This is a genomic window from Trichococcus flocculiformis, assembly GCF_963662535.1.
Taxonomy (GTDB): domain Bacteria; phylum Bacillota; class Bacilli; order Lactobacillales; family Aerococcaceae; genus Trichococcus; species Trichococcus flocculiformis.
This window is the reverse complement of record NZ_OY759718.1, coordinates 2,129,086-2,143,202: the sequence shown is the minus strand read 5'-3', so window position 1 is coordinate 2,143,202 and position 14,117 is coordinate 2,129,086. Positions and strand designations below refer to the sequence as shown.

17 protein-coding genes are annotated in these 14,117 nt (G+C 47.0%); 16 read left to right on the top strand and 1 reads right to left on the bottom strand.

Going from position 1 to position 14,117, the window contains the following annotated elements:
• Positions 1 to 42 precede the first annotated feature (42 nt).
• From ACKPCD_RS10295 to ACKPCD_RS10220, 16 genes are all read left to right on the top strand, one after another.
• The gene (locus tag ACKPCD_RS10295; protein WP_321433120.1) at positions 43 to 1,809 is read left to right on the top strand and encodes a DUF2075 domain-containing protein; all 1,767 of its coding nucleotides are present in this window, start codon (positions 43 to 45) and stop codon (positions 1,807 to 1,809) included.
• Between the two features lie 5 nt (positions 1,810 to 1,814).
• Positions 1,815 to 2,141 (top strand): nucleotide pyrophosphohydrolase, encoded by a 327-nt coding sequence (locus tag ACKPCD_RS10290; protein WP_321433119.1) that lies wholly within the window; start codon positions 1,815 to 1,817, stop codon positions 2,139 to 2,141.
• A gap of 33 nt (positions 2,142 to 2,174) precedes the next feature.
• Entirely contained in the window at positions 2,175 to 2,501 is a 327-nt protein-coding gene (locus ACKPCD_RS10285; protein ID WP_321433118.1) for a nucleoside triphosphate pyrophosphohydrolase family protein, read from the top strand.
• 279 nt (positions 2,502 to 2,780) lie between these two features.
• The gene (locus ACKPCD_RS10280) at positions 2,781 to 3,329 is read left to right on the top strand and encodes a biotin transporter BioY (RefSeq protein ID WP_321433117.1); all 549 of its coding nucleotides are present in this window, start codon (positions 2,781 to 2,783) and stop codon (positions 3,327 to 3,329) included.
• Between the two features lie 22 nt (positions 3,330 to 3,351).
• Positions 3,352 to 4,749 (top strand): class I adenylate-forming enzyme family protein, encoded by a 1,398-nt coding sequence (locus ACKPCD_RS10275; protein ID WP_321433116.1) that lies wholly within the window; start codon positions 3,352 to 3,354, stop codon positions 4,747 to 4,749.
• A complete protein-coding gene (locus ACKPCD_RS10270; protein ID WP_321433115.1) occupies positions 4,739 to 5,923 on the top strand; it encodes a thiolase family protein in 1,185 nt (394 codons plus the stop codon). The genes ACKPCD_RS10275 and ACKPCD_RS10270 overlap by 11 nt, the downstream gene beginning before the upstream one ends.
• Positions 5,910 to 6,257 (top strand): hypothetical protein, encoded by a 348-nt coding sequence (locus tag ACKPCD_RS10265; RefSeq protein WP_321433114.1) that lies wholly within the window; start codon positions 5,910 to 5,912, stop codon positions 6,255 to 6,257. The genes ACKPCD_RS10270 and ACKPCD_RS10265 overlap by 14 nt, the downstream gene beginning before the upstream one ends.
• The gene (locus tag ACKPCD_RS10260; protein WP_321433113.1) at positions 6,254 to 6,556 is read left to right on the top strand and encodes a hypothetical protein; all 303 of its coding nucleotides are present in this window, start codon (positions 6,254 to 6,256) and stop codon (positions 6,554 to 6,556) included. Before ACKPCD_RS10265 ends, ACKPCD_RS10260 begins: the two co-directional genes overlap by 4 nt.
• Positions 6,546 to 7,325: an SDR family NAD(P)-dependent oxidoreductase gene (locus ACKPCD_RS10255; RefSeq protein ID WP_321433112.1), complete on the top strand. Its 780-nt coding sequence runs from the start codon at positions 6,546 to 6,548 to the stop codon at positions 7,323 to 7,325. The genes ACKPCD_RS10260 and ACKPCD_RS10255 overlap by 11 nt, the downstream gene beginning before the upstream one ends.
• A gap of 91 nt (positions 7,326 to 7,416) precedes the next feature.
• Positions 7,417 to 8,352 carry a nitronate monooxygenase gene (locus ACKPCD_RS10250; protein ID WP_321433111.1) on the top strand — a complete coding sequence of 312 codons (936 nt, stop codon included), beginning with the start codon at positions 7,417 to 7,419 and terminating at the stop codon, positions 8,350 to 8,352.
• 171 nt (positions 8,353 to 8,523) lie between these two features.
• Positions 8,524 to 9,423, top strand: coding sequence for a LysR family transcriptional regulator (locus ACKPCD_RS10245; RefSeq protein WP_321433110.1), 900 nt, complete (start codon positions 8,524 to 8,526; stop codon positions 9,421 to 9,423).
• A 93-nt stretch (positions 9,424 to 9,516) separates the two neighbouring features.
• Entirely contained in the window at positions 9,517 to 10,482 is a 966-nt protein-coding gene (locus ACKPCD_RS10240) for an aldo/keto reductase (protein WP_321433109.1), read from the top strand.
• 197 nt (positions 10,483 to 10,679) lie between these two features.
• Positions 10,680 to 11,411 (top strand): YcjF family protein, encoded by a 732-nt coding sequence (locus ACKPCD_RS10235; RefSeq protein WP_321433108.1) that lies wholly within the window; start codon positions 10,680 to 10,682, stop codon positions 11,409 to 11,411.
• 97 nt (positions 11,412 to 11,508) lie between these two features.
• Positions 11,509 to 12,174, top strand: coding sequence for an NAD(P)H-dependent oxidoreductase (locus ACKPCD_RS10230; protein WP_321433107.1), 666 nt, complete (start codon positions 11,509 to 11,511; stop codon positions 12,172 to 12,174).
• A 284-nt stretch (positions 12,175 to 12,458) separates the two neighbouring features.
• A complete protein-coding gene (locus tag ACKPCD_RS10225) occupies positions 12,459 to 12,626 on the top strand; it encodes a hypothetical protein (RefSeq protein WP_157080392.1) in 168 nt (55 codons plus the stop codon).
• A gap of 93 nt (positions 12,627 to 12,719) precedes the next feature.
• Complete coding sequence (locus ACKPCD_RS10220; RefSeq protein WP_407702672.1) at positions 12,720 to 12,872, top strand: type I toxin-antitoxin system Fst family toxin; 153 nt, start codon at positions 12,720 to 12,722, stop codon at positions 12,870 to 12,872.
• Between the two features lie 180 nt (positions 12,873 to 13,052).
• Here the strand turns inward: ACKPCD_RS10220 and ACKPCD_RS10215 are convergent, their stop codons facing one another.
• Complete coding sequence (locus ACKPCD_RS10215; protein WP_321433106.1) at positions 13,053 to 13,946, bottom strand: MurR/RpiR family transcriptional regulator; 894 nt, start codon at positions 13,944 to 13,946, stop codon at positions 13,053 to 13,055.
• Positions 13,947 to 14,117 lie beyond the last annotated feature (171 nt).

The window sequence follows — 14,117 nt, the reverse complement described above, 5'->3', positions numbered from 1 at the left end:
TTGTATGATTGTTATAACATCCCATCATAAGGAGGTGCTGGCGTGGGAGATATTTCTAATCCGATTATCTATGAGGTAGATTACAGTGATACAGGTATCAAGGATTTTGATTCAAAAGTCCAAGAAACGGTCGGGAAGGATGCGAAGTACCTTTTGCATTATCCGACAGTGTATATCGTCAATGACAAGAATAAAGAGAAACAGTTCTCGGTTTACATCGGGGAAACTTCTGACATCAAGAAGAGAACCATACAGCATCTGACGGTCGATCCGAAAACAAGGACCGATTGGGAGAACCTGGCCATTTCGGATTCATCGAAGATGTATGTGATCGGCCATGAACATTTCAATAAGTCACTTACGTTGGACATCGAAAACAAGTTGATGCTATATATGTCCAGCATTGAAAACGTTGATGCGGTCTACAACCGCCGGACCAACCAGCAGAATGAGTATTATACCTCGCAAGAGTTGGACAATATCTTCTCGAAGGTCTGGAGAGGGCTGCAGAAGAAAAATAAGGAGCTTTTTCCGGTTGAGCAGATCATCAGGGATTCCGCCATTTTTAAGGCTTCTCCGTTCCATAAACTGACGGAGGAGCAGATTCGCACGAAGGACTTCATCACTTTGCGCATCATGCAAGCTCTGACGAAAGGGGAAACGGGTCAGCTGATTCTTGTGACCGGTGAAGCGGGATCCGGAAAGACGGTATTGATGAGCAGTCTGTTTTATGAACTGAACCAATTATCCAAGGATGATCCGGAAAATCTGATCTTCAAGGATACAAAGAATTTCCTATTGGTGAACCATGAGCAGCAGCTGAAAGTCTATCAGCAAATCGCGACCAAATTGGGCATCTATAGCAAAAAACAGCCCGACCTCGTTTCCAAACCGACCCCTTTCATCAATAATCATGAGCCGGAGGAGAAAGTGGATGTGGTGATCGTCGATGAGGCGCATTTGCTGTGGACGCAGGGGAAACAGTCCTATCAAGGAAAGAATCAACTGTACGATCTGTTGGAACGCGCCAAAGTAGTTGTGGCGGTGTTCGACCAAAATCAGGTACTTTCGACACAACAGTATTGGGAATACGAGGAATTGATGAGCCTTCAACATGAAGCCCAGCTTAACGGCAATCTGATGTATCTGTCGAACCAGATGCGTATCAATTCCGATAAAGCGACGGTCAATTGGATCCGTTCCCTGATCGATGAACAGGAGGTAGGGAAAATACCTGCCGATTCAAAAAAATACGATATCCAGATTTTCGATAGCCCGGCGGAACTGCATGCAGCCATCAAAGCAAAGGCAGCAAGTCAGGATTCGGGCATTTCCCGACTGACGGCTACCTTCGATTGGGATTACGTAGATAAGCGTAAACCAGAAGGAGAGGACTACTGGTACGTCAAGGTAGGTGACTGGAAATTGCCGTGGAATCTGCAGCTGCCGGTCGCTTCGAAGACGCAGTCGATCAAAAATAAGCATCTTTCGTGGGCTGAACAGGAGCAAACGGTTGACGAAGTTGGCTCCACCTTCACGGTCCAAGGCTTTGACCTGAACTATGCAGGAGTCATCATCGGGCCATCCGTAAAATACCGCAACGGCAAAATTATCTTTGACCGTCAGGAGAGCAAAAACAAAAAAGCCACCCAAAAGAGGAGCCTGAAGGACGGAAGCAAGGAATATTTCTCCGACACGTTGCTGAAGAACGAACTGAACGTATTACTGACTAGGGGCGTCAATGGCTTATACCTCTTTGCGGTAGATGAAGAACTGCAACAAGCACTAAAGGATGCCAGAAAGGGATGACACACATGAACACAATGGACAAAATCAATAAATTCCGCGATGACCGCGACTGGCGCCAATTCCATAACGAAAAGGACCTTGCCATCTCGATTTCGTTGGAGGCCGCAGAACTGCTGGAGCTCTTCCAATGGAAATCTCCCGAGGAAGTTAGAGAGACCAGCATCGAACGGATCAAGGAGGAGCTTGCCGATGTGCTGATCTATTCCCACATGCTGGCAAGCAATCTTGATCTGGACATCGATGAGATCGTCGAGGCGAAACTGGAGAAGAACAACATCAAGTATCCGGTGGACAAAAGCAAAGGGAATAAAGAGAAATATACGGAGCTGTAATAACACCCTGAATTATAAAAAAGGAGATTTATTATGGACGAACTAACAATCAAACAAGCAGCTGAAAGATCAAAAAAAATCCGGGAGCATTACCGCTCATTGGAACTGAAGCACCACGGTAGTGAATGGTCCGTGGAAGAGGACGCATTGGCGTTTTTGACGGATGCGGGCTTGGTTGGGCGCTTGACCATGGCGCAGCAAGGACGTTGGCCGGTCGGTGATTCGAATGAAGCCGGTTTGGAGCATAAAATCGGCGAGAGCATGTGGTGGCTGATGGTGTTGGCAGACCGGATGGGCATCGACAGCGAGGAAGCACTGGATAATTTCTTAAGTACAACCGAGAAGCGGTTTGATCTTTAGAAGCACTCATTTGCTGCATCCATGAATATCGTAATTGGGGCTCAAGACCGACAGGAGGGAGTTCAATTCTCCCCTTCATCTCTACACCAAAAACAGCAGCAAGGAAACCACGACGATGGTTTCCTTGCTGCTGTTTTTGGTGTGTTCTTTTATTGATGCATGCAAGAATCTTTAAAAAGAGCGTTGCCGGATAAAAATAAATGGGTTATCATGTTCTTTGTAAACCCATTATATAATATGGGTAACAATCGAAAAGACATATACAGGAGGAGTTTAGCGATGAAGACAAAAGTTTTGACTAGGGTAACAATGATGGTGGCTTTGATGATTGTATCGGGAGTGTTGACGATTCCGCTTCCCGGGTTGCCGGTTCCGATCGTGCTGCAAAATATGATGATGATGCTCGCGGGCGGGCTGCTTGGCAAGAAATTCGGCACTCTTGCAGTAAGTGTTTTTCTTCTGATGGTAGCGGTAGGTTTTCCGGTTTTATCCGGCGGAAGGGGCGGTATTGCCATATTCGCCAGCGCAAGCGGCGGGTTTTTGGTTGGATACGTATTGGCGCCACTTGTGATCGGCTACTTGCTTGAGAAGAATTGGGAAAACCTTACTTTTGCTAAAGCCGTTCTTATTTTTATCGTCGGAGGGACTTTGCTGATTGATTTTTGCGGCAGTTTTTCCATGGCGTATTACATGGGCAACTCTTGGTTAAACGGATTGAAGATGACGTTGGGCTTTGTTCCTCTGGATACGGTTAAAGCGATTTTAGCAGCTTGGATTACCTTGCGCCTCAAGAAACGCTACAGTCTGATTTCCTTAAAGTTAGCATAAATTGATTTAGGCAGGTGCGATGATGAAGCGTATTGATGATTGGCATGCAAAAAATGCTATGCAGACAGCGATAATTGATGGGAAAGAATTGGTGACCTACAAGCAATTGGAGGAGCGCGTTCAGGAACGGGCGAAGATATTAGCGGGAATTCCTCAAAAAGTGATCCTTGCACCGATGTCGAATGCCCTTGATCAACTGATTAATTTTTTGGCGTTGATCCGGGCGAACAAAGTGGCAGTGCCTGTCAATGCTGGCCATTCGGATCAGGGACTGCAGGACATATTGAATCAGTTTGAGGATCCGCTGGTGTTGACGGATATCCATACAATTTCCGAAAAAGCTGCCGTTCCGTTTGATTCTGCTGAGTACGCGTCACCGAGTGATTTGGCCTTTATTGGCTTTACCTCAGGAACGATCGGGCAACCGAAGGGATACCGCAGAACCCATCAATCCTGGATCAAGAGTTTTGAAGGGACGAATGCGTTGATACGCCAGTCCTGCAATCAAAACACCACGGTTTTTGGCTCGATGCACTATTCTTTGAGTCTGTACACGCTGATGCAGACGCTCTATTTTGGGCAGACATTCATCCTGAATCCACATTTTTCCACAAAACGGCTGATCGGCCTTGTCAAGCAAACGGAGTCATTGACTTGTTATCTTGTGCCGACCATGATTCACGCGCTCGTTTCCAAGTTGGAGGTTCAAAATGAAGTGTTGACGGAAAACTACACGATCATTTCATCAGGCGCTAAGCTGAATGTGGATATCCGCAGGAAGCTGTACCACTATTGCCCAAATGTACAGTTATATGAATTCTATGGTTCATCGGAAACAAGTTACATCTCGATGGAAACCGTGCAGGGCATACCTTCCGATAATAGTGTCGGGCAACTGTTTCCCGGAGTTGAGGTAGTCATTGATCAGCCGAATGCTGAAGGCATCGGTGAAATACAGGTCCGCAGCCCGTTGAATTTTGCGGGTTACCATCGCAAAGGCGAGGATCGCGTAGCCACAGTCGCATGCGTTTCTACCGGTGATCTGGGTAAATTGGCAGGGAATTCACTGGAATACTATGGCCGAAAAGATGACTGCATCAATCGAGGCGGCGAGAAATTCTATCCGCTGGAATTTGAGCGTCATCTGTTAAAATTGGAAGCTGTTGCTGAAATCGTCGTGCTTGGCATCCCGGACGCACATTACAATGAAAAAATCGGAGCAGTCATTGTTTGGTCCGACCACAATCAAGCAATGAGCTTGGACGAGGTCAATACTTATTTATCGTCCCAAATGTCCCGTCTCGCAAAGATCGATCACATTTTTGTTGTCCAAGGCATACCGAAACAAAACAACGGCAAGATATCCAGGAAACAATTACTGCATGAGTTAGCAAAGGAGCGAGTGCCCAGTGTCATCTAAAGTTTATATTGTCGATGCAGCACGTCTGCCTATCGGAAAGTACGGCGGGATGTACAGCGACGTTGGTCCGGAAGAACTAGGCGGATTCCTGATGAAAACCATGCTGGACAAGCATCCGGGCCTAAACGAGCACATTGATGAGGTCATTGTCGGGAATGTAATCGGTGGCGGCGGCAATGTCGCCAGACGCGTCGCCTTAAAAGCGGGTTTGCCTGTGGAAACGCCGGCGGTTACGGTTGACCGTCAATGCGCGTCCGGGCTTGAAGCCATTGCTGTTGGACACATGAAAATAATGTCAGGCTTCGGCGAAGTGATGATTTGTGGCGGTGTGGAAAGCAGCAGCCGCGCACCTTGGCAGATTGAACGGCCTAAATCCCTGTATGGCATGCAAGCCCCTCAAATATTGACCCGCCAGCCACTGTCCACCAACGAATATGGCGATCCGGATATGGGCGCAGCTGCTGAGGGACTGGCTGAAAAGTATGGTATTACCCGCGAGCAGCAGGACGCGTTCGCACTTCAAAGTCAATTTAAGTACCAAACCGCCAAACAAGCTGGAGTATTCCAATCAGAAATAACGCCTTTTCGGAACAATGACGAGCTCTTGCTTAGTGAGGATGAATGCCTGAGAAGCCGGAACAGTTTGGAAAGTTTGAACCGGTTGAAGCCAGTCTTTAAGGCAAACGGCACCATAACTGCCGGGAATTGTTGTCCCGTCAATGATGGGGCAAGTTTCACGATTTTGGCATCGGAACACGCATGCCGGCTTTATCATCTGACGCCGATTGCGCAAGTTGTCGATGCGGTTGCTGTAGGGGTTAATCCAAATGACTTTGGGTTAGGTCCCGTTCCTGCCGTTCAAAAGCTGTTGGCGTGCCAAGAGTTAACGCTCGAAGCCATCGATGTGATTGAGCTGAATGAAGCTTTTGCCGTGCAAGCATTGGCTTGCATCAAGCTGGGCAATTTTCCGATCGAGAAGATCAACCCTTCCGGCGGTGCGACTGCATTCGGACACCCGTACGGCGCCACAGGTGCTATCCTGGTCACAAGGCTGTTGACCGAACTGAATAGGAAAGAAAATAATCGATGCGGCATCGTTACGATGTGCGTGGGCGGAGGTCAAGGTGCGGCCATGCTCATCAGAAAGGCAGGACCAATTGATGGTGAACAGTAAAATCATGCAGTTTTCGGAAGCGGATATCCGTGTGTACAATCAGCTCGTCGATCCGACTTTGGGCAGCAAAATAAGTCTCAGCTATCTGGCGACATTATGGCAGGAATTCGACTTACCTGAATTAGCCGATCAAACGCCGATACTGATGAAGCAAGCTTTCAGCTCGTGCCGCGAACTTGGATTCCATCAAGCTTATGCCATTTCATTAAGCCTTACCGATAAAGCCCCTTTTAAACCCGGCAAAGCTTGTTGGACGTATACATTGGTCATCAAGGAAGAAAATGCAGTGATTGCGACATGCGCGACCACTTTGCTGGTGGAGGATCACACATGACATCAAAAGCAAACTGCTTGCTTTTCTCTCTGGAGGAATTGCAGGCCTACAAAAAAATTTCAAGGGATGCGAATCCGATTCATGACACCGGCTTGGTATTCGGCATTTTGATAATGGCCAGAGTCGAGGCGATTTTATCAGCCCATTGGGATTATCAAGCCATCACCAAATATGAGTACAAGTTCCTGAAGCCCTTATTTGTGGGCGAACGGGCACAGGTGAAAGTTCTTCATGAAGGAACATTTGAGGTTTGGCGGGAGAGTGAATGCGTCGGGAAGGGTGTTTGTATTGGCAAATAGGATCGTATTGATAACTGGCGGGACAAGAGGCATTGGCTTTGCCTTGTCAAGGGCATTCCTAAGTTCGGGAGACCAGGTCGTCATCACCTCGAAGACTGCGAAGAGCATTGAACAGGCAGAGGCGGCTTTGGTCCAGTACAAGGATCAGCTTTGGGCGAAGCGCTGTGATGCCCGCAACCGCAAGGACTGCCAACAGTTGGTCCAGGAAATTGTTCAGGAATTTGGCAGGATCGATATTTTGATCAACAATGCAGGTGTTTGCGCAGACGGACAATTTTACAAGATGAGCGGGGAAAATTGGGATCACGTTACGGACACCAATATCAACAGCTTATACAATGTCACCCAGCCAGTGGTGAAGCAGATGATGAAACAGTCGGAAACCAGTTATATTTATTCCATGACTTCAACCGCCGGAATGTACGGCGTCTTTGGGCAAACGAACTACAGCGCCAGTAAAGCCGCTGTGATCGGATTTACCTATGCTTTGGCGGATGAGGTCAAACGCTTCAACATCCAGGTGAATGCTGTTTCGCCAGCCGCCAAAACCGACATGACGATTCCGGCCGTCAAGCGCGCTGAGGAAGAATGCGCCAGGAAAGGCGAACCTTTCCCTGACTATTGGCGGATTGGTTCGAGCGAGCAGGTTGCAACGCGGATAATCCAATTGATCGATTCGCCAAAGACGCCCACCGGAACAGTATTCGGGATCAACAGCGAGCAAGTTTGGAACTATCATCGGCCGGAAAGGTCCGAATATTGTATTTGAAGCAGGTGGAACCGGAGAGGGAGCATTTTCCGGTTCTCTTTGCAAGGACAGCAATGGGTTACGAAATGATAAAAAACGGGGGCAATGAATAATGACAACTGTGGAACAACTATTGGGTATCGCATATCCCATTCTGCAAGGGGCAATGGCGAACATCTCAACACATAAACTTGTAGGCCCCGTTTCGGAAGCGGGAGGGTTAGGCATCATCGGTGCGTGCGGCATGTCCGCAGAACAGCTCCGCGAAGAAATACGCTTGACGCGCGCTATCACAAACAAGCCGTTCGGAGTAAATCTGATGCTGCAGATGCCAAATTGTGATGAACTTGTGCAAGTCATCCTCGAAGAAGGGATCGGAGTCGTAACGACAGGAGCCGGGTCGCCAAAGAAATATATGCCGATTTTCAAAGAAGCGGGCATCAAGGTGATTCCCGTCATCGCCTCGGTCAAACATGCCATAAAAATGGAGGCGGCAGGGGCAGACGCAGTCATTGCTGAAGGACAGGAAGCCGGCGGGCACATCGGCCAGACTTCATCATTATCTTTGTTGCCCCAGGTTGTCGATGCCGTTGCCATTCCCGTTTTGGGGGCAGGCGGAGTCGGGGACGGCCGTTCGGTTGTCGCGATGTATGCATTAGGAGCGCAAGGCATACAAGTCGGTACCTTATTCCTGTTCGCGGAAGAATGCCCGATTTCGGACAGATACAGACAATTTCTGTTGGACGCAAACGACACAGCGACGATCGTGACCGGCCGCAAAGCCAAAGAGCCAGTGCGGTCACTCCGCAATGCGATGCTGGAGCAATACGCTGCCTTGGAAGAAGCGAACACACCCCATGAAGAGTTGGAGAAACTGACGGTCGGGTCGTTGGCTCGCGCCGTCCATGATGGGGATATTGAAACGGGTTCATGCATGGCAGGCGAAATCGCCGGGATGATCGGAAACATCCGTCCTGCCAAACAAATCATCGAAGAGCTTTTCGCTGAAGCCGAGGCTGTATTGGCAAAACTGAGAATCAAATATTGAAATAGGAAGACGATAACGAAATTCAGAGCTGAAAGCCTCCCATCAGAGGTATTTGGCTCTATTTTATTTGGAACAATTAAATTCCTGATTCGCAGGATAGTTTGGTAAGATAGTAACCGGAAGACTGCGCTCTGGTTATACTGAACGGAAATGTTTTGGAGGTGAAATAAAATGTACAATCATCAATTGGATACATTCATAAAAGTCGCCGATGCGGGCAGTTTCAATAAGGCGTCCGAAGAACTGTATGTATCACCGAATGCTGTCATGAAACAAATCAATCTTCTGGAAAACAGTCTGGGATTTGACTTGTTTGTCCGGACGCATCGGGGCGTCCGCTTGACACCAGCAGGCGAATCCTTGTACCGGGATGCGAAGTATCTCATCCAATGTGCCAAAGATTCCGTCGCGAGAGCCGAAAAGATGGTGGCAGAGCCCAAGCACGTACTAAGGATCGGGACCTCATTGACGACGCCGGTCCAATTTTTGGTCAGTCTGTGGCCCCAGATCCGCCAACATAATCCGGATCTGAAATTTGAACTGGTCTCATTCGAGAACACCCCGGAGAATGCGCGGGAAATCATGAATCATTTCGGCAGGAACATCGATGTGATCGCCGGCATCTACAGCGATAATATATTGAGCGAGCGGCGTTGTTCGGCATTGAAATTGTATGATACACCTCTTTGTGCGGCGGTCCCGCTCCATCATCGCTTGGCATCAAATGATGAAATAGCGATCGAGGACCTGTTCGATGAAAAGGTCATGCTCATCAAACGCGGCTACATGAGTGCCTTTGATGAAGTCAGGGATAATCTGGCAGAAAACTATCCGAGGATCCAGATTGAAGATTTTTCATTTTTCGATGTGAATGTCTTCAACAAATGTGAAAATGACAATGCGGTTCTGATCGGTGTGAAGGAATGGGGAAATGTCCATCCTTTGCTGAAAATCATTCCGATCAGCTGGAAGCATACGATTCCGATGGGGATCCTGCATTCAAACACGCCATCCAAGGATGTCAAAAAATTCCTGCAAATCATCAGTCGGATATACGAGGTCCAGTCCTAACCTTTGGGTTGCAACTTGTGAGCCAAGAGAGACTTCTTAATAGTCTCTTTTTTACTATACTGAAGAGGTAATAGTAAGAAGGGGGAAACAGAGATGAAAACAAGAGTATTGGGACAAGGGTTGGAAGTATCGGCAATCGGGCTGGGCTGCATGGGGATGGATCATGCCTACGGTGCGCCGGCTGACAGGGAAGAAATGATCAAGCTGATCAGACGCGCTGTCGAATTGGGCTGTAATTTCTTTGATACTGCGGTTGTCTACGGCGAAGCGAATGAAGTGTTGTTGGGCAAAGCCTTGGAAATCTACAACCGCAAAGACGTGATCATCGCCACCAAATTCGGCATCTACGGGCAGAAAATGGTTGATGGCAAACCTGAAAATGATCTGAACAGCAAGCCGGATTCCATCAGGGAACAGCTGGAAGGGTCCTTGGAACGATTGGGCGTTGATTATATCGATCTGTATTATCAACACCGTGTCGATCCCGAGGTTGAACCGGAAGTGGTTGCCGGGGTAATGAAGGAATTGCTGGCTGAAGGGAAAATCAAGCATTGGGGCTTGTCCAACGCACCTTTGGATTATCTGAGAAGGGCCCATGCAGTCTGCCCGGTTACCTGCATCGAAAATCAATATTCGATGGTTTTCAGAGAGCCGGAAGACGAAATATTTAAAGTATGCGAAGAATTGGGCATCGGCTTTGTCGCGTATTCCCCACTCGGAAATGGTTTCTTGAGCGGAAAATATGATGCGAACACGGTATATCCGGAAGGGGACTTCCGCAACAAGATGGGCAGATTCAGCCCTGAAGTCATGCAAAAAAATCAAGCGCTGTTGGCCTTATTGAAGGAAATCGCCGACGGCAAGAACGCCACGAGCGCGCAAATCGTTTTGGCTTGGGAACTGGCACAAAAACCGTGGATCGTTCCGATTCCCGGTACAACGAAAATGCACCGTTTGGAAGAAAATTTGGGCGGAGCTGCTATCGAGTTGAGCCCAGAGGAATTGAAGGAAATCAACGTAGCCTTGGATGCTCTTGATATTGATGAGACGCATTTCTGATCAGAGCCTGCCGTATATCTGCACCATAATAATTTTGTACTTCAAGCAATAAAGGTTAATTACACTTGACCTCACAAAAATTGGCCGCTAAATAATGCGCCGGTTTTGTGGGGTTTTCTTTTCTTTGGGGATTCTGGCACTCTGGTGTATGATTAGAATAGAGACTATGATGATTAACTAAAAGAGGTGGGATTATCATGAAAAAAATGTTCAGAAAAAAGACGAATATCGGTGAAACAGGAGATCCAGAAATTGAGGAGCTAGCGGAAGTACAGGTTGAATCAGAACTTCCTGTCAGTGAACTGAAGCAAGAAGAAAAAGAATTTGAGTCCTTCTTCTCTGAAGTATTAAAAAAATTGCCGCAAAAGACATCAACCAGTATCCTAAGCGCTTATGACAAGTCAAAAGAGCAGGCTGAAAAAATCCTCGACAAAAGTAAAAATCAATTTGATGGGATATTCGACGAATTTTTGAATGGTGTCGACGAAGAGAAACGCAAGAAATGTCATAAGACTGTTCACGCCGCCTCTTTGACAGCAGCCATAATCGGTTGCTCGCCAATCCCGTTTTCAGATGCTTTTTTGTTGGTTCCTGTTCAATTAACCATGATGTCTCGTCTGCACAAGATATTCGGTCAATCATGGTCCGAAAGCCTTGGAAAAAGCCTATCCAGGGAATTGATCGTTGTTGGTTTTGGGAGAGCTGCAGTCGGCAATATCCTGAAATTGGTTCCTGCAGTAGGCACTGTTGCAGGTGCCGCAATTAACGGTGCCGTTGCCAGCACTATCACAGAATCCTTAGGTTGGGTAACCGTGAAAATGTTGAATGACGGTGAAGATATTTTCGACCAAGCCATGTCGTTCAAAGGACAATTCGATACATTGTTCAAAACACTTCAGAACTCCAATAAATCATCAAATAAGAAATGAATTTGATGACCAATTACTCTCGTGCTGAATCAAAGTAGTATATTGAGTAGATAGAATGTATTGCAAATATCATCATATAAAGTGAGGAAATCCATTTATGTCGACGCCTGAATTAAGAGCACAAATCATTGAAGCGCATCAAAGCCGCTATGCCACAAAATCCTTCGATCCGACGAAAAAGATTGCCAAGGAAGATTGGGAAACGATCATCGAATCAGCACGTTTATCGCCGAGTTCCTTTGGGTATGAGCCGTGGAAATTCCTTTTGATCAACAATCAGGAAATCAAGGATGATTTGAAAGGGATCGCTGCGGGAGCAGTCAACAGTCTCAACGGCGCCAGCCATTTCATTATTGCGCTGGCCAGAAAAAATGTGACGATCGAAAGTGATCATGTCCGGCACATTGTGGAGGATGTGCTCGGCGCGGAATTTGCGATTGACTCGCCGCGTAGCCAGTACTTCGACAACTTCCAGAAGAACAATCAGCAGTTGACGGACGAGCGTACCTTGTACGATTGGGCCTCCAAGCAGACATACATCGCGATGGCCAACATGATGACCACCGCAGCTCTTTTGGGAATCGACAGCTGTCCGATTGAGGGCTTCAATAAAGTTAATGTTGAGAAATACCTGGCGGAAAAAGGTCTGGTCGACCTGAAAGAATTCGGCGTTTCTTATATGCTCGGGTTGGGCTACCGCAACGAACCGATCACGCCGAAGAAACGACAAGCTTTGGATGAAATTTTGGAAGTCATCGATTAGTTGTATGATTAAAGTATAACGAAAACTGCAAACATTGCTCGTAAATACACAAAAAGAACAACAAATGCAACAGGAAGACAATCCCATCTGGAATAGGATTGTCTTCCTGTTTTTTTGCATTTTATCGACCAAAATATTATTTTGGAACAATATTGGCTGAGCATCATTCTTGACTTGAAGCTCAAATCATTGTATAAATTTACTACACCTTATCAGGAGTCTGCCAATCGCGGTTGCTTTGACAATCAGCCTTTTACATAAGTTTCATACAAGGAGGAAATGCTATGAAAAATTACTTTAATACAAACGAAATGACGTTGCAGGAACGCGAGCATCTGCAAATTGAAATGGAAATGAAGAAAAACTACTACGGTGCTTTTGTCAGCAACGTGCTGACGGACGAAATGACCGAAAAAATGGAAAATATCTGCGGAGATGACTTGTGTCAGTAAATACCACTAGCTGCATGACACTGATGAGGTGCACGAATAATTATACTGGAATGAAGGGCTACCTCAACTAAGGGGTGGCCCTTTGTATGGTTTATGCTCAATTATAAATTATTCTGCGCTATAATCATGAATGGCAACTTGCCCCGAAAGGGGGTGCTGTTTGTGTTTGATTTAATTTCATTGGTTATCGCACCACTTTTTGTGGGACTAGTATTATTGCTAGTTGAGCATTGGTTAGATGATTAGCGGATAACCACGCAAGTTGTCGCTAACCTACACGTCTATTGTCGCAGTAGACGTAAAAAAAGCCACTCCCTTTCGTCGCAGTCAGGGAGTGGTTTTTGTGCTGTTTGCACTGATTTAATTTCATATCGCAAAGCCATTATAACATGGAATATTATAGTTATCAATTCTCCAACTAAATCGCTACATCTTTTCCCCGCCAGTATCTTCCTGCATGATATCCGAACTGGTCTTCCTTTTGTCGGCTATTTTGCCCAAGCGGATGATATGGGCCAGGTTCTCCTCGTATTTTTCGGCAAACACGATCGAATACAGGACATCCAGCAGATAAATGACGGAAAGGTTGACCGTGAAGTTGCCGATCTTTGAATATAGTTTCTCGCGCGTCGTGATCGGCAGATAGCAGTCTACCGCACGTGAAAGGTAGTTGTCGCCGATGCTCGTGATTCCGATCGTGGGGATGCCTTCAGCTTTTAATATATTCGCGATCTGCTTCATTGCGTTGCTTTCGCCGGTATAGGAAATCAAGATGGCGCAGGTGCCCTCGGGACAGTTGTAGGCTGTGTAGACGTCTTCGCCTTTGATGGTAGAGACGGCTGTGTGATGCTTGATCCGGTTCATCTTCAAGGCAAAGTCCTGTGGGATGAGCATATTGGCATTGGTGGCGAAGATTTGAATGTGCTTTGCCTTCAGCAGCATCTGCTTCGCTTGCTGCAGCGTATCGTGGTGGATCAGCGAGAGCGTGTCCTCAATAGTTGATTGTCCGAGAGAGGCCATCTTTTTACTGATCGTCATGATCGAGTCGTTGACTTTGAACGGCAGGTTGGCATCGATGTCGACGAAATTGCGGGTCAGATAGTCGTGCTCCTCCTGGTAAGCCTTTTTGCATTCCACCCATCCGGCAAAACCTAACTTTTTGGCGATGCGGATCAGTGTGGAAGGCTGCGTATAGGTTTCCGCTGCGATCTCCTGCATCGTCTTTTCATCCAACACTTCCGGATAACGCAGTAGGTAGTCCACGACTTCTTTTTCAGCCGGAGAAAACTTGATCGTTTCCATTTTTTCGCGTATCAGCATGAGTGGGGAGCCTCCTTTTCAAAATAGTTGTACTAACAAGTTGTCCAGCTTCACGGGTTAGCCCTTCGGAAATTAGATAAATCGGTCCTATTGCGCTCTTCGATGCTCAGTTGCATGGGACTTTTAGGGATTCATCCCTTAGAGTCCCAGTACAAGGTGACCGTAGGGAGC

What these genes read in the sequence shown, in the direction of transcription:
- ACKPCD_RS10225 (WP_157080392.1), top strand. Translation starts at nt 12,459, where the DNA reads ATGAAAAATTACTTTAATACAAACGAAATGACGTTGCAGGAACGCGAG.
- ACKPCD_RS10245 (WP_321433110.1), top strand. Translation starts at nt 8,524, where the DNA reads ATGTACAATCATCAATTGGATACATTCATAAAAGTCGCCGATGCGGGC.
- ACKPCD_RS10220 (WP_407702672.1), top strand. Translation starts at nt 12,720, where the DNA reads ATGCTCAATTATAAATTATTCTGCGCTATAATCATGAATGGCAACTTG.
- ACKPCD_RS10260 (WP_321433113.1), top strand. Translation starts at nt 6,254, where the DNA reads ATGACATCAAAAGCAAACTGCTTGCTTTTCTCTCTGGAGGAATTGCAG.
- ACKPCD_RS10235 (WP_321433108.1), top strand. Translation starts at nt 10,680, where the DNA reads ATGAAAAAAATGTTCAGAAAAAAGACGAATATCGGTGAAACAGGAGAT.
- ACKPCD_RS10280 (WP_321433117.1), top strand. Translation starts at nt 2,781, where the DNA reads ATGAAGACAAAAGTTTTGACTAGGGTAACAATGATGGTGGCTTTGATG.
- ACKPCD_RS10290 (WP_321433119.1), top strand. Translation starts at nt 1,815, where the DNA reads ATGAACACAATGGACAAAATCAATAAATTCCGCGATGACCGCGACTGG.
- ACKPCD_RS10265 (WP_321433114.1), top strand. Translation starts at nt 5,910, where the DNA reads ATGGTGAACAGTAAAATCATGCAGTTTTCGGAAGCGGATATCCGTGTG.
- ACKPCD_RS10215 (WP_321433106.1), bottom strand. Translation starts at nt 13,946, where the DNA reads ATGCTGATACGCGAAAAAATGGAAACGATCAAGTTTTCTCCGGCTGAA.
- ACKPCD_RS10230 (WP_321433107.1), top strand. Translation starts at nt 11,509, where the DNA reads ATGTCGACGCCTGAATTAAGAGCACAAATCATTGAAGCGCATCAAAGC.
- ACKPCD_RS10250 (WP_321433111.1), top strand. Translation starts at nt 7,417, where the DNA reads ATGACAACTGTGGAACAACTATTGGGTATCGCATATCCCATTCTGCAA.
- ACKPCD_RS10240 (WP_321433109.1), top strand. Translation starts at nt 9,517, where the DNA reads ATGAAAACAAGAGTATTGGGACAAGGGTTGGAAGTATCGGCAATCGGG.
- ACKPCD_RS10275 (WP_321433116.1), top strand. Translation starts at nt 3,352, where the DNA reads ATGAAGCGTATTGATGATTGGCATGCAAAAAATGCTATGCAGACAGCG.
- ACKPCD_RS10285 (WP_321433118.1), top strand. Translation starts at nt 2,175, where the DNA reads ATGGACGAACTAACAATCAAACAAGCAGCTGAAAGATCAAAAAAAATC.